This window comes from Blautia sp. HCP3S3_H10_2 (assembly GCF_052122375.1).
GTDB lineage: Bacteria > Bacillota > Clostridia > Lachnospirales > Lachnospiraceae > Blautia_A.
Genome location: NZ_JBQKCL010000006.1, coordinates 189,562 through 213,818 on the forward strand (window position 1 = coordinate 189,562; position 24,257 = coordinate 213,818).

Below are 24,257 nucleotides of genomic sequence, written 5' to 3' on the forward strand. Positions count from 1 at the left end.
TTTTCCGCTATTTTCACAGCTTTTATTAGGTTTATGCAATGTCTTTCATAATTCTCCAACATTACATTCTGTTATTTTTTAATGCCTTTACTTCTTCTGCTGTCAGCTCCCTGGCTTCGCCCTTTGGCAGATCATCCGGCAATGTAAGTGGTCCCATGGAGATCCGCTTCAGATAGATTACTTTCTTTCCAACTGCTTCCATCATTCTCTTTACCTGGTGAAAACGTCCTTCATGGATAGTCAGGAGAATTTCGGAACGCCAGGGACTGTTCTCACACTCCCATTTCTTTGTTTCTTCATTTTCCTGGGTAACAGCAGATTCGCCATCCTCATTCCATGTTCTCAGAATCTCCAGCTTCCCAGGCAGTGTCGGCTCCTCATCTCCGATATCCACACCTTCCTGTATCTTCCCGATATCTTCTTGTACCACCTTGCCTTCTGTTACTGCGAAATAAGTCTTATCCACGTGCTTCTTCGGGGAAAGCAGCTGGTGGGCCAGCTGGCCGTCATCCGTAATCAGCAGAAGTCCTTCTGTATCTTTGTCCAGACGCCCCACCGGGAAAAGATTCCGGCGGCTGTCCTTCGGAACCAGCTCCAGAACAGTTTTTTCCCTGGTATCTTCTGTGGCACTTACATAGCCAGCCGGTTTGTGCAGTAAATAATAAACGAATTCAGCTCTTACACCAAGGCGCTGCCCACCATATTCTACTACATCCTTTTCTGGTTCAACCTTCAGTTCCGGCTTTTTCGCCTTTTCCCCATTTATCAGGACCATTCCTTTCTGAATCAGCTTCTTCACTTCTGTCCTTGTTCCCGCTCCTGAATCAGCCAGGAATTTATCCAATCTTACTGCTTTTCCCATTTTCCGCCTGCTCCTTATCTCCTGGCACTGGCCAGATTCTGTGCCAGTGCCATTACTTTCCTCTGCACGTCCACTTCTTCAACGGTTCCGCGCAAACCTCAAAAATACTTTGCCCTGAGCCGTTACTATCTTCTTATTTTTCATCAATCACTTCGAACGCCAAAGCTCTCTTGGCATCTTCCTGGACAAATTCCGGAACGGCATTCTCCGGGATTACCCAGATATTCATAGACTCCTCCCCATTGATCTTTACCGTCAGATCCCCCCATTGATCCGTATATTTGTTTTCCCATACCTGAACCAGCTGATAACATTTCAACACTTTTTTCAGTTCTTCCAGCTGCCCCGCTTCCTCATAAACGACCGGAGAAGAATATTCATTATGATCTTCATTCATATAATACTGTATGGTCACAGAGGTTATATTTACATCCTCCATTGATACAGGATAACCTGTTTCTTTTAAAATTTCAACTGTACGTTTAAACTCTGGATAAACATAAAAATATCCTGACAAATACGAGGTACTTTCCTTCTTTCCCGGAACCATGTTATCAACCTGGCTCTGGGCCGGAACATTGGGGTATTCAATGCTAAGGACAGCGCAAGGCTCACCAGTCAGGATTTCCGGAGATGCTTCAAAAACATCCTGACGCAATGCATCGATCAATTGTTCTTTCTTCGCTCTGTTATCCTGGAAAAGGGAAATATTCTGTCCGTCAATAAAGGTACAGGAGACCTCATCCGCATATTTATCATCCAGTCCAAGTACGGAATAACGTTCCTCTTTCAAAGTCCCCTTGGCATATCCCGCCTTCAAAAGCTCCTTAACATATTCCCTGTTCACCCAATAGGAACGATGCACAGTTCTTCCTGATTTTAATTCATAGCCAACCGGAAGCGCCACAAATTCTCCAGTTTCATCCCACCTGTTCAGAACACTTTTTACACCAAGCCAGGAACCTGTACTCTTGCTGCTCTCTTTTTCAATATTTTCTATGCAATTATATATCTCCTCACTGATTCCCAGATTATTTCCATTTGTCAATGCAGAATTGCTGTCCACTGTCTTCCAGCTTACTGTACCATCCTGGTTTATTATAATATTATTGGACGTCTCCATACCGGCAGCTTCAAACCCAGCCTTGATATTTTGAATCTGGTCATAGGCCGGCAGATAGCGGTCATATCCCGTCATATCAAAATAGAATACGCATGCCAGAAGCGCCACTGCGGCCCCGCTTATTACAAACTGAAACTTACCAGAAAAGAATTTACGGAAATCCATGTGATAAATAACTCCCATAATTCCGCCAGAAAGCAAAGTTCCAAGGATCATTCCGAAAACCCACCAGATTATTCTGGAATCGTCAGTTGGCAGAAGATAGAAAATAAGCCCGATTCCAAGTCCGGTAGGAACAACAATCAGAAATCTCACTACTATACCAGGCCACCTGTAAACAAACGCCTGTCCGGTCCGCTCAGAGCTTCTATGGACATACGCGTAGTATCCTGCTGTTCCCAGGACAATTGTAAGAAGGATCACCAGGACCAACAGCTTGCCATAATTCCCGGCTTTATAGCTCCCCTGAAATGCAATTGCAAGCGTTACCGGTGATGTGAGCTCCAAAGTTCCTGCAGCTCCACCGGAATAAGTCCGGTAAAACACACTTTCATATAAATGAATCAAAACAGCAAGTACCGGTCCATATGCTGCAACAGCTGTCAGAAGCAAAGCCCCCATAAGGTAATGCCCGGTAAGAGCTATCACCAGCACTACCGTAAAATAAAACAACAGATATAACAGCAAATGAAATATCAGCAGTAAAAAAGCCAGCTTCATAAGATGCAGACTGAAAAATCCTCTCATTGCCCCGATGCATATTGCAAAAAATTCCATAACCAGGTAAGGCAATATATAATATAGAAGAGACTGCAACGTTTTATACCAGAACCATCTGTTCCGTTTCACCGGAAGGCTGTGATAAAAATCAATCTTTCTTGGAGAATACAGATACCAGAACTGGCTGATTCCGTTAAATAACGCTGCCAGTCCTGCAACCAACAGGCCGGTAATCATAAAACCATCCCGCCACAGATTCTCGTACAGCAGTCCGATCTGATCCGTGCTGTAACCAATTCCAAACCAGTTTCCCAGCATGATCAGTTCCGTTACCGGAAACGCCAGCAAAAAACCGATGGTCACAAACGCCGGGATCCAGATTAGGCCTTTGGATGAAACTTTCATATACCGGCTAGAATAAATTTTTGATTTCATATCCTGCCACCTCCGTTTCACTAATAAAAATTTCCTCCAATGTGAGAGGAATCACCTCCATGAAAAGAGGATTTTTCGACTGGATTTTTTCCATGATCTCTGATCTGGTTCCACGGGCCGTTATCATAAGAAGGGATCCCTGATGCTGCACCTTCAGTACATTCAGCTCCTTTTCCAGTTCTTTTTCCTGCTGTCTTCCTCCCAGGACACACTGGATCTTGTGGATATGGAATTTCATATCCTCCAGGTCCTTCGACAGAAGGATTCCGCCCTGATGAAGCAAGCCTACATGGTCGCAGATATCTTCCAGCTCTCTCAGATTGTGGGAAGCGATCACAGGTGTAAAATCCCGGTTCATGATTTCTGCCGCAAAAAGGCTTTTTACCGCCTGGCGCATTACCGGATCAAGCCCGTCAAAGGTTTCATCACAAAACAGATACTTCGTCGCCGCACACACACCGATGATCACCAGAAGCTGTTTTTTCATTCCTTTGGAAAAAGTGGAGATTTTTCTTTTCTCTTCCAGATGGAATTGCTCCATCAATTGATGAAAAAGCTTTACCCGAAACTGCGGATAAAAATTACGGTAAAATCTCACCATATCCACGGCTGTATAATTTGATGGAAAATAACTGTCATCTGAAATATAAAAAAACAGTTTCTTGGCTTCTTCATTTTCATATAAAGGCAAACCATCAATCTGAATTTCTCCTTCATCTGGCCGGATGATTCCTGCCATCATCCGAAGCAAAGTACTCTTCCCTGCCCCGTTACTTCCCACAAGTCCGAATACTTCCCGGTCACCAATATCCAGAGTCGCTTTATTCACAGCTTTCACATTGCCAAATGACTTGCTGCATTCTCTGACTTCTATCATGGCTTCTCCTCCTTGTAACACTCCCTGATAATATAGATCAGTTCTTCCTCGTCCATTCCCATTGCCTTTCCTTTCTGTATTAGGGTTTTCAGCTCTTTTGTATAGGAATCTATGCTGATTCTTCGTACTTCTTCACTATCCGCTATGAAATTCCCCTTTCCCTTCACCGGATAGATCAGCCCTTCCTGCTCCAACTGCATATAGGCACGCTGAATGGTATTCGGATTAATCGACAGATCCATTGCAAGCTGCCTTACAGATGGCATCCGGGAACCCGGTTCCAAGACTCCGTTTAAGATCAGATGCCGGAATTTCTCCTCCACCTGTTCGTACAGTGGCCTCCGGTCCTGATAATCTAAAACGATCATAGACAGGCCTCCTCCTTTCTAAGTGTATTAATACGTTTAATACACTTAGAATAGCACATGGATATCAGGAATTCAATACATGCAATTCTTAAATGTTTCTAAAAAAAGACTTTCTTACTGCATTCCACTTCACCATGAGCGAAAACACCGTAAAAAAGTCTTCTATTGATTTTATATATACGTTACGAATATCCAAATTTCATCCATACACCTATATCATCCGCGTACAACCACGTTTCTGATACTTTTTATAACAATTCCAGATTCCATAAGCCCCCGCAAATACAAGAAGCAGATTTAATGTGATCACAGAGGACGCTCCCATATGATCCAGCATATACACCATCACATCGCTGACGATCAGACTCCAGATGTTCGCTCCCATGTGAAGAAGCACACTTGTGAATAGATTCCCACTCCACTCCAGTATCAGGGCGAAAATCGCACCAAGAACGGTAGCATATACTCCTTGCAGCAGATTCATATGGTAAATTCCAAATGCCAGTCCGGACAACAATGCAGCTGTAATCACACGCATATTATCCCTCATACGGAGAAATACCATCCAGCGGAAAATGACTTCTTCTGCAAATGGCGCCACAATCCCCATCCAGAAGATCAGGCTCCAGATACTTTTCCCATCCGAGATCAGGGGCTGGGTTTCCTGGTAAACTTCAGGATCCAGATATTGCTGGAAAAGCCCCACCAGAATGTTTCCATACTGGCCAAGAAAAGCCCCGGCAACAAGAAAGCTGAGTATTTCCAGAAAGCGAAGCCGCCGGCCAGCCGCAGACGGTTTCCCATTTTCCTGTCTATCGCCCATTTCTCCTTCAGCCGGCCGATATGCCAGGCTCAGGATTCCTGTTTCTTCTCTTCTGCTGTGATCCTTTTTATAAAGCAGCATACAGGGAATTGCAGCCAGAATCCCAGTCAGCCCGGTAAGCAGAAGTGCCTGCTGATAATACGCATTTATATCCCCACCAGTCCGCCATACCAGAAGATACATTCCCAGATAGGATAAGATCTGGGAAATCGCAAAGTGAATTCCCACCGGATACAAGCACTTCCATGCTAATAACGGTTTTCTCTGCTTTCTTCTGGGGCTTATGCGAAAAAATCCAGAATTTCTTCAGCCGAATTGACAATTTTTAGCGGCCTGGCATTTTCCAGTTCTTCCTTTGTTCCATAGCCATAGGAAACAGCAATGCATTCAAGTCCTGCACGCCGTGCCCCAAAGACATCGTGTTCTTTGTCTCCGACCATGATCACCTGATCCCTGTGATCCGTAAGTCCCATTCTTCTGAGAGCTTCCTCAATCACCTCTGTCTTGTTGGTCCGTCCACCTTCCGGCTCGCTTCCCACGATCTCATCAAAATAAGATTCTATATGAAAATATTCCGCAACGATTTTTACGAAATTCTCCGGTTTAGAGGAAGCAATTCCTATTTTGTATCCTCTATTTTTCAACCCTGCTAACATGTCTTCAATTCCAGGATACAGTTCATTTTCGTAAATGCCGATTGGCGCATATCTTTCTCTGTAGATTTCTACTGCCCTTCTGGCAGTCTTCTCATCAATCCCTGCATATTCTTCAAACTGTTCTATAAGCGGCGGTCCTACGAACACACGCAATTTCTGTAGATCCGGTTCTGGTTTTCCGATTCTTTCCAAAGCATACTGTACAGATTTGGTAATGCCTTCTCCGGAGTCTGTGAGGGTTCCATCCAGGTCAAATAAAATCGCTTTATACATCTGTGCTTTGCCTCCTGTCCTGTTATGTGTTTTTATAAATCTTTTCCTTTTTGTGGTTGTTTATTATAACATTATTTTTCTATATCGTCCAGACAGCAAAGCTAGATCCAGGTTGGCTCTGATCGTTAAAATTCCCACACTGGCATTTCCACCAGCCAGGCTCCATTTACCAGGGCTACAAGCTTTATCACATTTTTCTTTTCGGTAACCGGCTGATTCAAAATGATCGTATCGCCTTTCTGATGCCAACAGGCTTCTTTTCCATTCAGGCGTAAGGATAGAATCGAAATATCCTCGTATTCTGCTTCTCTCAAGATCCGGATCTCTGGAAATTCATTTGCAAGTGGTTGTTTTTCATGTTTAAAAAACAGAGTTCTATTATGTTCTTCTTTTCCGGCAATATTTTCGTCTTCATTATGCATATTGATTTTGTTATTGTTTTCATCTGTTTTTTCTTTATCTTTATTCATTTCATTAATATTGTTATAAAATTTTAATTTCGGAGAGATTCTGGTCATGCCAATGCCTGAAGCAGCTGCTCCAAGTGCTGTAGTTTTCATATAACTGGCTATGTTTATTTTGCCTGTGTTTGTTTTTCCTGTGTCTTTTTTCTCACTGGACTTTTCCAGTTTAATTTTCCCGCTACTATCCTGTTCCTTGTCTTCATTTGCTGTGATTTCCCTGGTTTCTACCCTTTTGTTTTCTGCATTATTGTTTTTTTCTTTGTTATTACTTTTTTCTTTGCTATTGCTTTTTTCTTTGCTATTGCTTTTTTCTATACCATCGTTTTTTTCCGTACTTTCTATTGTTCCTGCCATTCCGCTATTCCGGCTATTTTCTACGTTTCCTGCAGTTCCAGCGTCTTCTCCCTTTGCAGTACTTTCACCACCTGTATTACCTTCTCCACTTCCCATTTCTTTGTTGCTATTTTCTTTGCTGTTATTTTCTTTGCTGTTATTTTCTTTGTTACTGTTTTCTCCATTACTATTTTTTTCGCTATTATTTTCTTTATTATTCTCTTTGCTTTCTTCTGCTCCGTCAGGTTCTGGATTCACTCCGGTTTCGTCCTCCCAGTTCTCCAGGATATCCTGTTCTCCCCCGATATCAATATCAAAACCGCCAAATTCTCCTGCATATATCTGATCACAGACCGAATTGCTCAATATCATCACGCATACTGCCGCAATTACTCCTTTTTCCAGGCTTTGCTTTGTTTTCTTTTCATCTCCCGCCTTCATTTTTTCCCTCCCCACTTAGCCGCCACTCCCATATTTCAATACTTTTGCAATTTTCTTCAGCAATTTTCCGTTGTTTATAAGCTGCCAGAAGCCTTCTGCTGGAACTCTCCTGTCCTCTTCGCAAAAGGAACAACCCATATTTCCCATACCCCTCTGCAAATTCCGGTGCATACAAAAGTAACTGCTCATAATACACGGCTGCCTTTTCCCACTCTCTTTGAAGCTCCGCATTTGCCGCCAGTAAAAGCAGCAATTTTTGCTGTTCCTCATCTTTCGTAAATTCTTTTTGCAGTTTCTGCAATCCCTCTTCTATTTGTGCACACCTGGCAGATTTATCTTCGCTTTGTTCCAACCCATAATACTCTTCTGTCACCACTGCCAATGCGGTTTCAAAATCAGGCTTTTTTTCCTGCCCTCCTAACAATAATCCTGCCATCAGCAATACACCTGTTGTTCCAAGCACCATCGCTATATTTTTCCGGGCAAGCCCTTTTCTCTTTTCTATGTGGCAAAGCATTTTCCGGGCCTGTATAGCACTTTTGAACCTTCTGGTTTCCTGTGGCTGTACACAGCGGTAAATAAACAGGAATACCCCTGGCATCTTCCAGAAAACCGGGAGCCAGTGTTTCCCGATCAGCTTTTGAAATGTTTTTCCCAGGGCATACAGATCACTTGTTTCGTTTATCTTACCTTCATACTGCTCAGGCGCCGCGAAGCCTTCTGTTCCTGCACAGATCCGCTGGCTTTCTCCGAACCCAAACACCGCACTTCCGAAATCTACCACATACAGCTTTCCGGAATCTGAAAGCATCAGATTATCCGGTTTCAGATCCCCATAATAAATTGGCGGCTTCTGCCTGTGAAGATATTCCAGAACCTGAAGTACAGTATCCCCATAGGACAACAGCTCTTCTGCCAAAAACACATGCCCTTCTTCCAGCATTTTTCCCAGGGATTTTCCCCGGATATATTCCATCACCAGATAGCAGTAGTCTCCATTTTCCACGTAATCCACCATTCTTGGAATCGATGGATGCTCCAGAAGCCGCAGCAGCCTTGCTTCTCTTTTTTTCCCAATAGGCAGCTCTTTCACTGCCCAGTAATTTCCAAGCTCCATATCCCTGGCAAGATACAAATGCCCCTCGCCGCCAGAGCCAGCTTCCTCCAGGATGCAGTAACGCCTTTTCAATATCATACCTGTAAGATTAATCTTAACCACCTCTTTTTTCTCAAAACAACATGAATCCAATGATTTCAGCGACCAAAAGTTCTAAAAGCTGTTTCTGCCACACCATAAAGCTTTTGCCCCTGACACCATATAATAAGTTTATAAAGCATAAGTCTTGAATCCCGCCAGTGACTTCTGGCTTGTGATAAACACTTGAAATAAAATTTATGAAATGTGTGCCTTCCATAAAGAAGTCACGAAAGAATGTAATCTGAATTATAACATCAATGGAAGTCTACGAAAAGTACTTTATAAAAATTTTAGAAAATCTATTAAACATCAGAAAGTCAGCGTTTCAAAAAACGCCTTACAAGGACTTTATCCAGTTGTCCAGATAAAGAAAGAGAGCCGCATCCCGCCAGTTATCAGAGCGTGTTTGAAAAAATTTTCCAAACACGCTCCGGCAGGTACAGCCCTCAAAAAAATTATATTACATCTTATCCGGAGCCTCAAATCCAAGCAGATCAATGCTTGTTTCAAGCACTCTCTTGGTCAGCACAAGAAGGCGGATATAGGATTCCTTCTGCGCCTGATTCTCCTCGCTGAGGATCTTGGTCTCATGGTAAAAGCTGTTAAACGCATTGGAAACATCATAAATATACGCGCAGATCTTATGCGGTGCTTTCTCCTCAAATGCGCTCTCGATCATGCTTCCAAATCCACTCAGCTGAAGCATAAGGTTCTTCTCACTGCTGTTGGAAGCCGGAAGAAGCTGCCCTGCATCAAGCTTTCCGCCCTCTTCCATGTAACGGTTCAGAATAGACTTGATACGGACGATGGTGTAAAGAATATATGGACCTGTATTTCCCTCGAAGGAGGTAAAGCGGTCTACATCGAAAATATAATCCTTGGTCGCCTGGTTGGAAAGATCGCCGTACTTGATTGCTGCAAGACCTACGATCTTGGCTGTATCTCTGGCATCCTTATCCTTCACACTTCTGTTCTCCACGATCTTGTGGAACATTTCCTCGTCAATATCTGCGATCAGGTTCTCCAGACGCATAACGCCGCCTTCTCTTGTTTTGAAAGGCTTGCCATCTTTTCCATTCATGGTACCAAAGCCAAGGAAGGAAAGTTTGGTGTCATCTTCTACCAGACCTGTCTTTCTCGCACAACGGAATACCTGAATGAAGTGAAGCTCCTGACGCTTGTCAACAACATAAAGGATCTCATCCGGATGGAACAGCTTCATACGCTCTACGATAGTCGCAAGGTCTGTGGTGGTATAAAGAGAAGCCCCGTCAGATTTCAGCAGCATGCAAGGAGGAATCTCCTTGGTGTCTGTCTCCTCTTTTACCTCTACTACAAGAGCTCCCTGATCTTCATATGCAAAGCCCTGCTCTTTCATCTTCTCTACCATATCCGGGATATATGGCTGAGCGTCAGACTCTTTCTTCCAGAGGTCAAAGGTTACATTTAAGTTGGCATAGTTTCTCTTAAGGTCTGTCACGGAAACATTCATAATATGATTCCACAGAGCCATGTATCCAGGCTTACCCTGCTGAAGAAGATGGGTCGCCTCCAGAGCTTCCTGACGATATGCCTCGTCCTCTTTGGATTTGCCGCTGGCGCATGGATAAATCTCCTCAAGCTCACTGATGGTAAACGGTGCCTCAGCCGGATATTCACCTGTATAGCTGTCATCAAAATATACAAGATCCGGCTGTCTGTGCTTCAGCTCTGTGATGATCAGTCCCATCTGAAGTCCCCAGTCTCCAAGATGAACATCACCGATCACCTTGTGACCTACGAAGCGGCCGATTCTCTTAATGCTCTCTCCGATGATTGCTGAACGGAGATGTCCTACATGAAGAGGTTTGGCAACATTTGGTCCGCCGTAGTCAATTACGATCGTCTTCGGCTCAGCCGCAGTATCCGCGCCAAGCTTCTCATCTTTTTCCATCTCTTTCAGATATTCTGCAAGAAAATCCTCACTGACCTTCAGGTTGATAAATCCTGGCTTTACCATTTCTTTCATGGAAAATACCTGGGAGTCTGCCAGATTTCCAACTACGTCATCTGCGATCATAAACGGAGCTTTCTTATATGCCTTGGCACCTGCCATGGCACCATTGCACTGATATTCACAAAGGTCAGGACGGTTGGAAACACCTACTTTACCGTAGGACGGATCATATCCTGCTTTTTCAAATGCGGCAGAAAGCTCTTCTGCCATATAGTCTGTAAGTTTTTTCATAAATCCTCCTAAAACTTCTTAATCTTTACACGGTCACCTTCCGGGAACACGCAATTGCCAGAGAGCCATATCCGATATGACATGCTACACTAAGTGACAATGGATCCATATGAATCTCCATCCCAGGAAATGCTTCCTGCATCTCCTGCTTCCACTCTGCCGCCTCTTCTGGATTACCTGTATATGCAGCCTCCAGACACATTTCCCCATTCTTTACAAACTGTGCAAAACGATCCTCAAAATCTGCCTTCATCGCCTTGATCATCGTACGTCTGGCCTGCTTCTTGCCTCTTACCTTGGCAAATGCATCCAGCTTCTCTCCCTGAATCTGTAATACCGGTTTCAGGTTCAGTACCGTACCAATAGCTGCTGCAGCCGGTGTGATCCTTCCGCCCTTTTTCAGATATTTCAAAGTCTCCAGAGTAATATAGATACTGGAATTAAACTTCTCTTCTTCCAGGATCTGCTTGATCTGGACGCCGCTCTTCCCTGCATCCCGAAGAGCAATCGCGTCCTCCACAGACTGTCGCTGGGTTACGGAAATACGCTGATTGTCTACCACATGTACTCTGCCCTCATATTCCTGGGCAAGCCCCAGAGCCGTGGCACAGGTAGCACTAAGACCGCTTGACATAGGGATCTGTACGATCTCATCGTATTCTTTCAGAAGATTATCCCACAATCCCATAGTCTCTCCAGGACTTGGCTGTGATGTGGAAATGGATGCGTCAGACTTCAGCCACTGGTAAAACTCCTCCTGTCTCAGAGTGATTCCCTCCAGATACATCTTTTCATTAATAAAAAAAGGCATAGGAATAACAGACACTCCCAGTCTGCGTCCTTCCTCCTGTGTAATGCCGCTGTTACTGTCCGTTACAATGGCAATTTTGCTCATTCAATCTCTCCTTATCTCGTATAAATCCTTAATCCTAATTTAAGGTCTTACAGTCTATTATAATACCTGGACTCTCGTCTGGCAAACACTTTAGAGAAAAGTCTCAAAAAAAATGTAACAAAATATTTCTTTTTCTGTAAAATTCTTTTGGCAAAACACCCCAAAACGCAGGCTCTAAACATCCATAACCGCCGCAAGTATGGCAAGCAATGCAGCCGCGCCACATTTTGCCATACAGCCGGTTCCGCTTACCAGCCTTTCCACCTGTGCCATGCTTTTTGGAAGATTGAAAGAAAAAAACAGATTCCCCACGGCAAAATTCTCAAAATAAAACCACTTAAACGATACTCCAATTTAAGAGCAGAAATTATAAACATATGCTCCCATTTCGAAACTGTAATTGTGAGCATGACAAGAAAAGCCACTGGAAACCAGGGCAAAATCATGTCCAGCCAGCTGTCATCCACCAACGTTCCAGACAGTCCGTTTCCCATGAGAAAAGAAGAAGCAGCACTCTCCAGACTTTGTCCCTTTTTGCTGCGAATCAGGACCTGTGTACAGATTCGATTTTTCTGCGAAGGACGAATAAGAAGTATTTGCTGATTCCAGGATGCCACGCCTCTCACTTCATAAATATTTTCCCCCACAGCCACCTGGTTTCCCACACAATCTTCACTGCCAAATAGCTCCAGGGCTGTAGTCCGGTCAATCACACATCCCTTCTCATCATTTCCGTCAAGTACAGCAGCCTGCCGGTCATATAGTGCTGCCAGTCCCACAACGCCTGTCACATTCGCATTTGTCGGTCTGGAATACCGGAGATTTTTTATCTCCTGAACGCCTCCATTCCATACAAAGCAGATATCTGTAATTTCATCACCATTCTGATATTCTTCAAAAAGTTCCTCTGCCTGGCTTACCGCAGGATAAGTTCCGTATAACTCAGCCACAGCAATATTATTTTTTCCCACATTCACATAATCCTTCATTCCGAAATAAAAGAAGGCTGCTGACAGCAATACTGTCACAGTCACTTTCACATATTTAGAAATATAATTTTTCATTTTTTGCCGTACTGCTTTCTATTTAATTCTCAGCGATTCTCACTCTGCTGCCATCTGCCAGCGTCCTGTCCGCCTGTACGATCACTGCCTGGTCTGTGGAAAGAGTTCCTTCTTCCAGTGCTGCAGTAATCTGATTTTTATCTTTCACTGTAACTTCTACTTTTCTTGCGGTCATAACCGTTCCAAGTACCGTATTTTCTGTATCTGTAACATACACATAGTCTTTCCCATTTTCTGAGTACAAGGCTGAAAGAGGGACACAGCAGGAATAAGGGCCATAATCCTTTGATATGGAAAAATCTCCGCTCTGTCCAATAGACATGCTGTCATCAGGTACAACAATTGACAAATCACAGCTGTCACTATCCGCCTCATTTTCAACCACATTTTCTACAGTTGCACCAGAAATATCATTATTGTTATAATCTGTTATTTTCACGTCAGCACCTGCCGACACATATTTCCTATCTTCTTTTAAAATAGTACCGGTCATTCTAAGCTCTCCGTTTGAGAAATATAGAACTGCAGCTGCTGTCTGTCCTGTAATATCTCCTGTTTGCACAGACAGATTTTTTAATACACCAGTAACCGGGGAGGAAATAACACCTTCTGTATTCTGAAGCACTGTCACTTTTTCTCTGTCTTCTCTGGCACTTTCCAGTTCTCTTTGGGTATTTTCCAAGGTACTGTCCGAAGCTTCAGGTTCATTGGCATCGGATACTTCCCGTCCTGCACTTGCCAGTGCCTGGTTTCTTCCTGCAATCGCCTGGTTCAGTGTCTCCTGCTTTGAACGCAGGTCATCCAAAAGAGCGGTTTCCGTAGCGGTATCACTCTCCTTGGCGGAATTATCGGATTCCATCCAACCACTTGTATCTGTGTCAGTGCCATCTGTAAATCCACTTAAATCATCCCCCCAGGTTTTTGCTTCCTTTTCCTGATAAAATTCATCCAGGCGCTGCTGGGCAACTTGCAGTTCTTCCCTTGCATTGTCTACGGAAACATTTCCGCTTTGTACTGCAAGATCATAAGAATTACCAGCCCAGGCCTGCTGAACCGCCCGCTTCTGAGCGTTTACCTTTTTCTGGCTTTCAATGTCTTTCGCCTGTCCCTCCAACGTTTTTATTTTATCATCCAGTTTTTTTGCTGCTTCCTGAATACTTTCCTCTGACAGTGTCATTAAGGTGTTCCCTTTTTTCACCGCCTGTCCCGGGTGCACCATCACCTGTTCCACCTGTATATTTTCCAGAACAAACACGGCCATCTCCTGACTGCTTTCCACTTTTCCTGTACCGCTTACCTCATGGGTGATCATCTGATTTGCCGGATTCTTTATCTGGATCTGTATTACATTTACAGAGTCTGAAACTCTTGATAAAACAGTGAAAAGCAGCATAACCGCAAAGAAAATGCCCGCCGCATGAATTAATTTTTTTCTCATGACAATCTCCATCCTATTCCTTTTTCCAATCTCAATAACAGCCCTTTTCCTATCCTTTCACGGCCGTAGAAATAATCCCCTGCTCCAGATAATCCTGTCCTGCCAGAAACACTAAAACAGCTGGAACAAGAGCCACTATGGATGCAGCAAATGCAACGCCCGCCTGTTTCAGATCAATATTCGGCAGATACAAAGACAGCGGCCACAATTCTTTTGTTTTCAAAAATGCCATAGGCTGTTCGATCAGATTCCAATATTCCAGAAATCCCAGTACAATGACAGAAATGACGCCAGGTGAGCCCAAGGGGATGGCAATCATAAAAAACAGTCTGAGCTCACCTGCACCGTCAAGTCTTGCAGCTTCCAGAAGCGCCAGGGGAATCCCTTTAAAAAAGCGGTACATGATAAATATGGGAAATGTAGAAAAAAACGCCGGAAGAATAATCCCCCAAAGCGAATCAAGAAGCCCGATTTTGTCCAGCACCAGATAATTACCCAGAAGCATAACCTGAAAAGGCATCATCATCAGTGCTATATATAAAGTAAATAGTATATTTTTCCCTGGAAAATCAAATTTAGAAAAGCCCCATGCAGCAGGCATTCCGACCAGAAGCTCTCCTATCAGTGCACCTGTCGTAATTTTCACAGAGTTCCAGAACATAACAAAAAATTCCGGTGAATCCATAAGCACTTCCACATAATGTTTTAATGTAGGATATTCCGGAAACAGTTTCCAGGAATCATACCCCTTCACACCTTCCATCATTACCGGAAGCAGCATATCTGTCAGTTCATTATTTCCCATAATGGAGCCTGCTGCCAGAAACAAAATGGGAAATACAAAAATAAAAGCTAAAATTGCAAGAAAAAAACAGGTTATTTTTTTCACTTTCTAATCCTCTCTTTCCCATGCTTTTTGCAGTAAGAGAACAAGAATCATAATTGATATTCCGGTGACTACAGCAGCAGCTGCCATTTTGTCCATAGCAAGATCTCTGTACCAGTTATTGAACAGATGCTGAAGAAGATACATATTTTCCTGAGGGTAATCTCCGGCAACCAGATAAGCTTCCCGGAACACCTTGAAACCATTTAACAGTGACAAAACCGCAATCGTAAAAAAAGAAGGCAAAAGATTTGGAACCGTGATCTGTGAAAAACATTTCCATGCATCTGCTCCGTCAACTTTCGCAGCTTCATAAAAAGTTTCCGGAATTGTGGAAAGACCAGCCAGCCACAACACAATATCATATCCCAGATTTCTCCATATATAGCTGATCACCAGCACTCCAAAAGAAGCCTTTGTATTCAGCCAGTCAACGGTTTTCAATGATAATAATTCCAGAATATGATTCAAAATTCCCTGTCCATTAAACAGGATTTTCCATAAAATAGCTACAGACGCAACCGGTATAGCCATAGGCAACAGAAATGCTGTTTTCAGCAACTGCTTCGCATTTTTTCTCAGTCCATTTAGCAGGACTGCAAGTATCAGTGACAGAATTACCAGCAGCGGAATACTGGTTGCCAAAAAACGGAGCGTGTTTTTCCCGGCAAGAAGAAATGCCTTATTGGAAAATATCATCTGGTAATTTCTAAGTCCAATAAATGTCCCATTTACTGATTCGCAAAAAGAACGGCGTATCACATCCCCATAAGGGATTAACCAGAACAGACAGATTCCGGTAAAGCTTGGAAGAATAAATAAAAATCCTTTGATGGCATATTTTCTTTTCACAACGATTCCTCTTTTCAGGCAACTATTTGCAGGTAGCCATTCTTATGATTTATCTGATAAAATGAGAATAGCAGGGGAATCTCTATTTTTTCTCTAACTTTTAAAGCAATCGTTTTCATTTTTATCTTGCTGTGCACACATTCTGTTAGAGACATTTTAGAGATTAACGCGTATAATTACTGAATGAATAGAACACTGTACTGGTACGAATATTTATATATGGAGTTTTTTATGCGAATTTTAATAATAGAAGATGACAAAGATCTGGCACAGCTTACGAAGCTTGCACTAGAAAAAGAAAATTTCACAGTAGACGTGTGTTTAGATGGTGCTGAAGGACTATATTATATGCAGGAAAACATGTACGACCTGGTACTTCTGGACCGTATGCTTCCTTCCATGGATGGCGCCCATGTTTTAAAGGCAGCCAGAGCAGCACACATTTTTACCCCTGTCATTTTTCTTACGGCGCTTGGGGAGCTGGAAGACAAGGTTACAGGCCTGAACTGCGGGGCTGACGACTACATGGTCAAGCCTTTTGCCTTTGAAGAGCTTCTTGCAAGAATTCACAGTATTATGCGTCGCCCAGGAAAATGGGGAGAGCCCAATCTTCTGAAACTGGGCGATATTGCTTTTGATCCTGAATGCGGACATCTCACCAGGGACACAAAAGAGTGCACTCTCTCCGGCCGTGAAAGTGCACTCCTGGAAGTATTTCTTAGAAATCCCGGGCAAGTTCTGCCCCGCACCCTTCTGCTCTCCCGTGTATGGGGACTGGATTCTGACGTAGAGGATGGCAATCTGGATAACTACATCCATTTTCTCCGACGCCGTCTGAAATCCGTAGGCAGCACTCTGGTTCTGAAAACTGTACGAGGTGTAGGATATCAACTCCAGGTATATCACTAGAGCTCATCCTAAAAAGGCTTTCTGCAGAATGTACGTCATGATTTATGGAAAATTTTGCTACTTCGGCAGCTTTATCACAAAGGTGCTTCCGCCACCTGGTGTATCCTCGATACGGATACTTCCTTTATGCAGCATCACGATCTCCTTGGCTATGCAAAGTCCAAGTCCAAAATGCTGCTTATCCTTTCTTGCCGGATCGGCCCTGTAAAATCTCTGGAACACCGCTTCCTTATTTTCATTAGAAATTCCGGGGCCGTTATCCTGCACGTAAATCTTAAAATACTTTTCCTTCTCTTCTACGCCCATTTTCATCTTTCCCTCTGCGGGCACATAGCTTGCTCCGTTATCCAGAAGAATCCCAAGCACCTGGCTTATTCTTGCGCTGTCACATTTGCAGACGGAAAGAGGTTCCTCTGGCAAAATCACTTTCAGGGAAATCTTCTTCTCATGCAAAAGTGGTTCATATTTTTCATAAGTATCCAGAACCAGTGTATCAAGCTCGCAATCTGATTTCGTAATGCTCCAGGATTTATTATCCGCATTTGCAAGGGAAAGCATATCACCAACCAGCATAGACATTCGGTTTCCTTCGCTTTTTATAGTCTGCAAAAGTTTTCCGCTATCTCCGGAATCTTTTTCCATCACCTGCACGCAGGATAAGATCACAGCCAGAGGTGATCGAAGTTCATGAGATGCGGAAGCAATGAACTGAGTCTGTTTCTTTCGGTTCTCCTCCAATGACCGCAGCATTTTTCCCGTAAAAAACCAGGAAAACGCTATTAAAATCAGAATAGCGATCAGCACCAGCCCTGCAAATAAAATCCTCTGATGAAAAATCTGTGCCTCTAACCCGTCAAGAGGATATACCAGAACCAGGCTCAGCACCCCATTTCCCTTTGGAATCAGGGCGGTACATGCATAAAAATCTGTGGTCTGAAAATAAACCTCTTTTGGAATGGAAATGCTTCCTGTATATTCCACATCCAGCCCCTGTTCCTCCCTGGAAATTCTGGCAGCCTCCTCCAACATTTTTTCCGTGGAAAGTTTTCCGTCCCTATCAGAGAAATCCTCACTGGGAGTTTCTTCTGCATTTTCACTTTTTTCATTCATTTTATCAAAATACAGTTTTTTTCCATTATTCAGAATCCGAAGCTCTACCCCATATTCCTGCTTTGCTTCCAGAATCCATTTATGTGAAAGAATAGTCTGGTTTTCCAGGTAAGCTACACAGGAATTTCCATTATTCAAAAATCTTTCATAACTATTGCGGGTAAGCCCACGCTCTGAGATCACAAGGCAGGAAACTGCCATCAGGATCAGAATTCCACTTGTGATCAACGCTGAAAATACGGTCATTTGCCTGTGTAATTTTTTAAACATTTCACACTCTCCATACTAGGGCATAGCCTGTATATTTACAGGCTATGCCCTTCTTATCATCCAATCTTATTTCTGTCTGGTACACGTTACAATTCACTCTGCCAGATACAGATTCACCTGCTGTATCACTGCATTTACTGCCTCTTCAAGACCAATTTCGCCATTCAGGTACCGCACTCCGTTCTCGCAGACCGCACTGGTAATGATCCCATTGTCCAGAATCGGGGTTGTAAGTGTTTTTCCCAGTTTCTTAAATTCATTTATCTGATCAGCAGATGGAACTTTAATCTCATAATTAGTCTCCTGACCAGTGAGATTGTTTGTACCTCCACCAGAAGCCAACACAGTTCCTTCTTCTCCCAGATTCCAATAGTCATCTCCATCGTATACCTTTTCCACAACCGGAAAGCCATCGTTCTTTGAGATCTGTTGTCCTTCTTCTGAAAAAAGATACTTAACAAATTCCAGTGCTTTTTCCTTCTGCGCTGATTTGGAGCTAACGCTTATTTTATTTACCGGAATATAATAATCAGAAGCCTGACCGTTCCAAAGCTTATATTCCTGATTTTCTGTCAACTCTGAAAAAGAAACTACAGATGCAAAATCATAGGGTGAAAAAACACCGCCAACTGCAAACAGGCAGTTTCCGGAAAACAACGCAACATTTTCCCCGGCAATTCCGTAACTCCGGACATAGTCAGGCTGTTCACTTTCATCAAATGCCTGAGGATATGTTGCCTTAACTTCTTCTGCTCCATCCTTTCCTGCCTGATAAATTCTTCCCATCTGCTCCAGGAATTCCTTCACTTTTTCTTCATCCAATGTCCCATCTGATTTCATCCATGCAGCAGAATTATTATCTGTAAACTGTTCTAACAATGCTTTCGAATATAAAGAATAGGCAAATGGGAACCTATACAAATTCCCATCAGACAGGCCATACTCGTCCTTATGTTTTTCAGCCACATCTGCCAGAGAGGTCAGGTCAGTTACCCCATCTACATCTTCTTTTTGTCCTTCCATCATAGGGATTCCAAATTTTACCGGCATTTCATAGATACTTCCATCCGCCTCTGTATATGTGTCCTGAATGTTAAAAAGGATTCCTGCATCTTTCAAAACACCGCTTAAATCCTCCAGCATTCCCTGCTCTACATAAGCATCTGAAGAAATCCCGTCCATGATCAGAATATCCGGTCCTTTTCCTGCCATAATCTCTGTATTCAAGGTTTTCAGGGCATCCGTACGGGTTACTCCGTCATCTCCTGTCATTCCTGTTTCCACAGTCAGATATATATCCGGATATTTTTTCTGAAACAAGGCCACTGCCTGACGGATACTGGAATTGTCCTCCAGGGAATAAATGGTAAGCTCAGTATCCGGCACTGTGGGAGTATCTGCTGAATATGTATAGGAAAGCAGTTCACCTCCCATTGTACCGGAATCGTAATCGGACACTCCCAGATAGATTTTTCCATCTTTGTCCTGGGTAATACAGTTAAAAGCCTTGTTGGGGAAACTTAAGGAATTCAGGCTTCCGTCGATCACCTGCTCGATCACATTACCGCCAAATGCGTAGCGGTACAGTCCCGTACTATCCACATAAAACAAAGTTCCTTCCTCATCTCCATCCATGAACATTAAAGACGTACCGAAGGAATTTCCAAATTCCAGATTAGAAGGTGTCTTTTTCAATTGCTCAGTCAACGCTTCTCCTCCATCCGCCGGCTTACCGGAAGCGATATCATAATAACGGACATCTCCATCCGCAATTACGGTCAAATCCTCAGATGTCACACCCATATAATCTGTATGCTTTCCTTTTTCATACTCATGAACTACACTGCCATCTGCAGGATCAATCTCCAGAATGCCTTTTCCTGTAAGCTGCAAGAACAGATTGCCATTTGTGCCGATTGCCATACTCCAGGCAAAAGTTCCATCCACTGCATTTCCAAGCTCAAGCTTTCTTCCCTCCCCGCCAGTAGGACAATAATAGTAATCCATGCCAACTGTGTCGCTCTCATTTTCAATGAACACGCCGCCCAGAATGCTTCCATCTTTTCCAAGCGCCACATTATAAAAAGAGTCTTCTTCCAGACCGAAAAGACTTTCCAGTTTTTCCTCTTCCTGCCAGGTCTTACCTTGATCCGTGGATTTATAAAGAACCAGCTGATAGTCGCTGTTCCGTACTAACATTTCCAGGCTGCCATCTTCCATAACCTGCAGGCTGGAAATCCCTTCGCAATCTTTTGGTACTGTCAGTTTCTCTTCCAGATAGCGTCCCATTGCCCTGTCCTTATCGGAACCAGTCATACCATCAGCAGCATTTCCACCATTTTCAGGTTCTTTCACTATATCTCCACTATCGCCGCCACAGCCTGCGAAACTCCCTGCTCCGGTAAAAACCAGACATACCATTGTTGAAACCCACATTACTTTCTTAAATTTTTTATATTTCTGCATGTAAAAGTTCTCCTTCCATTGTTAAGGTTCTATACAACCCTATCAAAGGAATCTCTATATTTTCTCTAAGCATTATAGCATAGGAACTGTTTCACAGCAAAAAAGAACAACCATCCGCACAAATAATCAAATCTGCACTTCTGGTTGTTCATTTTCATAACAATATTAACAATTATTCACTTCTAAGTGCATCAATCGGATTCAGGTTGGCAGCTTTCACAGAAGGAAGCAGACCAAAAATAATTCCGATCAGCATGGAGAATACAACGGATCCCACAATCGCAGGAACACTGATCGCAGTAGGCGAACCTGCCACCTTGGATACAATCTTGGAAAGTCCGATTCCAAGTACAACTCCAATAATACCGCCCACACTGGTAAGTACTGCTGCCTCTGTAAGAAACTGTCCCAGGATGACCTTTTTTCTTGCACCGATAGCCTTCTTCAGACCGATCTCTTTGGTACGCTCTGTGACAGATACCAGCATAATATTCATAACACCGATTCCTCCAACCAGAAGGGAAATACTTGCGATCCAGATCAGCTGGGAATTGGTGCTTTCACTTAAGTTCTGAAGATTCTTGACACGTTCCATAACGTCATCTGCCTTATATTTGAAGCTGCTCTTTCCATTGGTATTATCAATGGATTTATTCAGAATCTTCGCTACTGCAGAGCCTGCTTCACTCATATTATCTGTACTGTCAACCTTAATAATGGCATTTTCAGGCTCATCAAACTTATAGGAGATCGGCCAGCATTTATTGGGAATCAAAACAGTTCCGATCACACTTTCATAATAGTTGTCAAAATCACTTGGTGTTTCCATATTTGGAAGACTGTCCGTAGACTGGCGTACAACGCCTATAACGGTGTACGGTTCTGAACCAATCTCTATAATCTTACCTATTGGATTCACTCCTGGAAACATAGTATCTGCTGCATAGCTGTCGATCATTGCCACCTTACGGAAACCGTCGTAATCAGCCTGAACGAAACCTCTTCCGGAGCGCACCTGATATCCGCAGGTATCCAGATAGTTCATATCAATTCCATAAACCTTGCCACCGGAAAAACTGCTGTTCTCATAATAAACACTGCTGTTGTAATCTGTTCTGCTATAAAAAAATGTGGCATTTTCTACATGATCTGCTTTTTTCACTTCATCCTTCAGGCTCTGACTGAGAAGCGGTGTGGAGACTGACGAACCATCGCTGTAAGAATCCACACTGTATGCACTGTCACCTTGTGATAAAGTGATATTTACCGTATTATTTCCGGAACCGATCAGATTCTCCTTGATCTGTTCACTGGTTCCCTTGATAGTGGAAACAATGGCAATAATAGAAGCAATACCGATGATAATACCCAGCATCGTCAGGAAAGATCTCATCTTGTGTGACCAGATTCCCTGGAATGCCAGACGTATATTTTCAAACATGAAATCCCTCCTTAACCAAGACCACCGGAATAATCTGTGGAATCATATCCCATAAACTCATCCAGAGATCCTTCTTTCGTCTTCATGCCTTCTTTGATTGATTTTGAATAAGGGAATGCAATCTTATCGTCAAAAGACAATCCACCGCTTACCAGGACATAGGTACCGCCATTTACATTCTCTTTTACCTTCACAATCTGTTTTTTCAGCACACCGTTATCATCTTTATAAACATAGCTTACACCGTCTTCGGTACGGACAAAGGCCTTGGAGAGTACAATACCATCTGTGCTCTGTGCTTGCTGTTCCAGCTGGATATCCACCCAGTCTCCTACGCTTACCTGGGCAGAATCATCTGTGATCTTAGCCGTAAACGTATAAGAGGATACATTTGGATTGCTATCCCCGTAATAATAGGAATTGTCTCCATCTACTGCATAATCAGACACCTGCACTACTTCTGCCTCGAAAACCATATATCCGCTTTCACCATAGGAATTACAGGTCAGCATTGTGCCTTCCTGCACCTGGTCAAGCATAAGCTCGCTGACAGTTCCCTGTACATAATAACCGTCTTTACTCTTTATCAGCATAAAAGCATCGGATTCCGAATTGGTTCCTGTAGCTGCATCCCCAACAGTCGTAACAATACCATCCAGCTTACTTGTGATCAGCTGTCTGTCAGCTTTCTTCTGAAGTTTACTGATATTGATCTCACTCTCCTGAATATCCAGCTCCAGACTGGCGATCCGATTCTTCTGGATCTTTATGGCTTCTGAACGCGACAAGGAAGCGCTGCCTCCACCACCGTCTCCTCCGCCACCGTTATCCGGATTATCCGGCTGGTCATTACCATCCTCATACTGCAGGGCGCCCGCCAGTGTAAAATCCATCTCTGCGAAACGGTCAACCGGGTTGGACAGCATATTCCCGTCAATCAGATAATAGCCCGTACAGGACTGCTTTCTGTTGGTATAGTCTGCAATGGTATCATTCTGGTGAAATTCCAGCAGATACCAGTATCCTCCCGGATGCAGAAGAATCGTTCCGTCTGCATTATAACCTGCCATTTTATTCAGGAAAGCTCCGGTCACATTTACCTTACCTTTCGCACTGGAGCAAAGATACAGATATGGATCCTCTTTTGTTCCAGTTCCCTGATAAGGCTCTGTATCGTAATCAAGAGTAAGGTAAAATGGTTCCTCTCCATCTATAAACCCTTCATTTTTTCCAAGGCTTGTATCCGTTCCCTGAGAAGCGTCTGTTCCATTCTCACTTCCATCGGAAATAAATCCATCCTGCCCGGAAGAAGAATCTCCACTGCTAAATCCATCATTAGAAGGTTCCTCATAAGCCCCTGGAGCCGTACCCGGATCTGCCACCTCTGTTCCTTCCATACTTCCATCAGCGGCATCCATATTATCTGACATGTTTTCATCTTCAGTAACAACACTTGTCATGTCATCAGGACCTGTCATATCCTGACTGCCTGCTTCCTGACTATCTGCAAATCCATCCGTGATATCCGTAACTGCTGCCAGAAGCACAGGCTGCAGGATTGCAGCAAGATAATGATCGGATGCGGTCACATCTAATGAGGACATCTCATTATCTCCTAAGGAATCATCTCCGGAATCCAAACCAGAATCTGTCCCAGAATCTGTCCCCGAATCTGTATCGGTATCAATCAGATTATCAGCGGAAGATGCATCAGTATCCAGGATCGGTCCTCCATTTTGAAGACTTGTAAGCCTTTTCTTTGCTGCGGCAAGATCCTGCTGCTGCTTCTGAAGCTTCAGTTTGGCTATATTCAGTTCCATATCCACAAGTGTCATATCAAAGGAGATCAGCTTATCCCCAGGTTTCACTTCGTCACCCTTGCTCACATAGATTTCCTGAATGATCATATCCTTATCCACAGAAATTCTTTGGGTGGCATTGGCGTAAACATTACCGCTTAAGGTGGTATCAGAATCGTATCGTTCCCCAGCCAGATCACTGACACTTGCTACCAGAACCTCTTTCTGGCTTCCCTTACGCACATACATAAGGCCACCGCCTATGCCAGTTCCTACAAGAGCCGTAATCACAACTCCTATGATAACTTTTTTCGCTTTACCCATAGG

At 43.4% G+C, this 24,257-nt stretch carries 19 protein-coding genes; 1 reads left to right on the top strand and 18 read right to left on the bottom strand.

Annotation, left to right across the window (positions count from 1 at the left end; all coding sequences use genetic code 11):
* Positions 1-61 precede the first annotated feature (61 nt).
* The 14 genes from ACTQWB_RS08710 to ACTQWB_RS08775 all read right to left on the bottom strand — a co-directional run bounded on the left by ACTQWB_RS08710 (position 62) and on the right by ACTQWB_RS08775 (position 15,935).
* Complete coding sequence (locus tag ACTQWB_RS08710; protein WP_441501413.1) at positions 62-862, bottom strand: pseudouridine synthase; 801 nt, start codon at positions 860-862, stop codon at positions 62-64.
* A gap of 133 nt (positions 863-995) precedes the next feature.
* On the bottom strand, positions 996-3,140 hold the full coding sequence (locus ACTQWB_RS08715) for a DUF6449 domain-containing protein (RefSeq protein WP_441501412.1): 2,145 nt from the start codon (positions 3,138-3,140) through the stop codon (positions 996-998).
* Positions 3,118-4,017, bottom strand: coding sequence for an ABC transporter ATP-binding protein (locus ACTQWB_RS08720; protein ID WP_441501411.1), 900 nt, complete (start codon positions 4,015-4,017; stop codon positions 3,118-3,120). Before ACTQWB_RS08720 ends, ACTQWB_RS08715 begins: the two co-directional genes overlap by 23 nt.
* A complete protein-coding gene (locus ACTQWB_RS08725) occupies positions 4,014-4,385 on the bottom strand; it encodes a GntR family transcriptional regulator (protein WP_441501410.1) in 372 nt (123 codons plus the stop codon). The genes ACTQWB_RS08720 and ACTQWB_RS08725 overlap by 4 nt, the downstream gene beginning before the upstream one ends.
* A gap of 211 nt (positions 4,386-4,596) precedes the next feature.
* Positions 4,597-5,436, bottom strand: a complete 840-nt coding sequence (locus tag ACTQWB_RS08730; RefSeq protein ID WP_441501409.1) for a CPBP family intramembrane glutamic endopeptidase — start codon at positions 5,434-5,436, stop codon at positions 4,597-4,599.
* A gap of 53 nt (positions 5,437-5,489) precedes the next feature.
* Positions 5,490-6,137: an HAD-IA family hydrolase gene (locus ACTQWB_RS08735; RefSeq protein ID WP_441501408.1), complete on the bottom strand. Its 648-nt coding sequence runs from the start codon at positions 6,135-6,137 to the stop codon at positions 5,490-5,492.
* Positions 6,138-6,262: 125 nt separating this feature from the next.
* Entirely contained in the window at positions 6,263-7,375 is a 1,113-nt protein-coding gene (locus ACTQWB_RS08740; RefSeq protein WP_441501407.1) for a hypothetical protein, read from the bottom strand.
* A complete protein-coding gene (locus tag ACTQWB_RS08745; RefSeq protein ID WP_441501406.1) occupies positions 7,359-8,594 on the bottom strand; it encodes a protein kinase domain-containing protein in 1,236 nt (411 codons plus the stop codon). Before ACTQWB_RS08745 ends, ACTQWB_RS08740 begins: the two co-directional genes overlap by 17 nt.
* Positions 8,595-9,033: 439 nt before the next feature.
* On the bottom strand, positions 9,034-10,800 hold the full coding sequence (argS, locus tag ACTQWB_RS08750) for an arginine--tRNA ligase (protein WP_441501405.1): 1,767 nt from the start codon (positions 10,798-10,800) through the stop codon (positions 9,034-9,036).
* A 25-nt stretch (positions 10,801-10,825) separates the two neighbouring features.
* The gene (locus tag ACTQWB_RS08755; RefSeq protein WP_441501404.1) at positions 10,826-11,695 is read right to left on the bottom strand and encodes a DegV family protein; all 870 of its coding nucleotides are present in this window, start codon (positions 11,693-11,695) and stop codon (positions 10,826-10,828) included.
* A 248-nt stretch (positions 11,696-11,943) separates the two neighbouring features.
* Positions 11,944-12,759 (bottom strand): hypothetical protein, encoded by an 816-nt coding sequence (locus ACTQWB_RS08760; RefSeq protein ID WP_441501403.1) that lies wholly within the window; start codon positions 12,757-12,759, stop codon positions 11,944-11,946.
* Positions 12,760-12,781: 22 nt separating this feature from the next.
* On the bottom strand, positions 12,782-14,197 hold the full coding sequence (locus tag ACTQWB_RS08765; RefSeq protein WP_441501402.1) for a hypothetical protein: 1,416 nt from the start codon (positions 14,195-14,197) through the stop codon (positions 12,782-12,784).
* Positions 14,198-14,246: 49 nt separating this feature from the next.
* The gene (locus ACTQWB_RS08770; protein WP_441501401.1) at positions 14,247-15,002 is read right to left on the bottom strand and encodes a carbohydrate ABC transporter permease; all 756 of its coding nucleotides are present in this window, start codon (positions 15,000-15,002) and stop codon (positions 14,247-14,249) included.
* A gap of 87 nt (positions 15,003-15,089) precedes the next feature.
* Positions 15,090-15,935 (bottom strand): carbohydrate ABC transporter permease, encoded by an 846-nt coding sequence (locus tag ACTQWB_RS08775; protein ID WP_441501400.1) that lies wholly within the window; start codon positions 15,933-15,935, stop codon positions 15,090-15,092.
* 231 nt (positions 15,936-16,166) lie between these two features.
* On the opposite strand from ACTQWB_RS08775, the gene ACTQWB_RS08780 reads away from it, so the two are divergent.
* Positions 16,167-16,844: a response regulator transcription factor gene (locus ACTQWB_RS08780; protein ID WP_441501399.1), complete on the top strand. Its 678-nt coding sequence runs from the start codon at positions 16,167-16,169 to the stop codon at positions 16,842-16,844.
* 57 nt (positions 16,845-16,901) lie between these two features.
* Here ACTQWB_RS08780 and ACTQWB_RS08785 read toward each other — a convergent pair whose 3' ends face one another.
* From ACTQWB_RS08785 to ACTQWB_RS08800, 4 genes are all read right to left on the bottom strand, one after another.
* Positions 16,902-18,224: a sensor histidine kinase gene (locus ACTQWB_RS08785; protein WP_441501398.1), complete on the bottom strand. Its 1,323-nt coding sequence runs from the start codon at positions 18,222-18,224 to the stop codon at positions 16,902-16,904.
* A 93-nt stretch (positions 18,225-18,317) separates the two neighbouring features.
* Positions 18,318-20,690 (bottom strand): extracellular solute-binding protein, encoded by a 2,373-nt coding sequence (locus tag ACTQWB_RS08790; RefSeq protein ID WP_441501397.1) that lies wholly within the window; start codon positions 20,688-20,690, stop codon positions 18,318-18,320.
* 172 nt (positions 20,691-20,862) lie between these two features.
* A complete protein-coding gene (locus tag ACTQWB_RS08795) occupies positions 20,863-22,131 on the bottom strand; it encodes an ABC transporter permease (protein WP_441501396.1) in 1,269 nt (422 codons plus the stop codon).
* An 11-nt stretch (positions 22,132-22,142) separates the two neighbouring features.
* Entirely contained in the window at positions 22,143-24,254 is a 2,112-nt protein-coding gene (locus ACTQWB_RS08800; RefSeq protein WP_441501395.1) for a hypothetical protein, read from the bottom strand.
* Between the last annotated feature and the right edge of the window lie 3 nt (positions 24,255-24,257).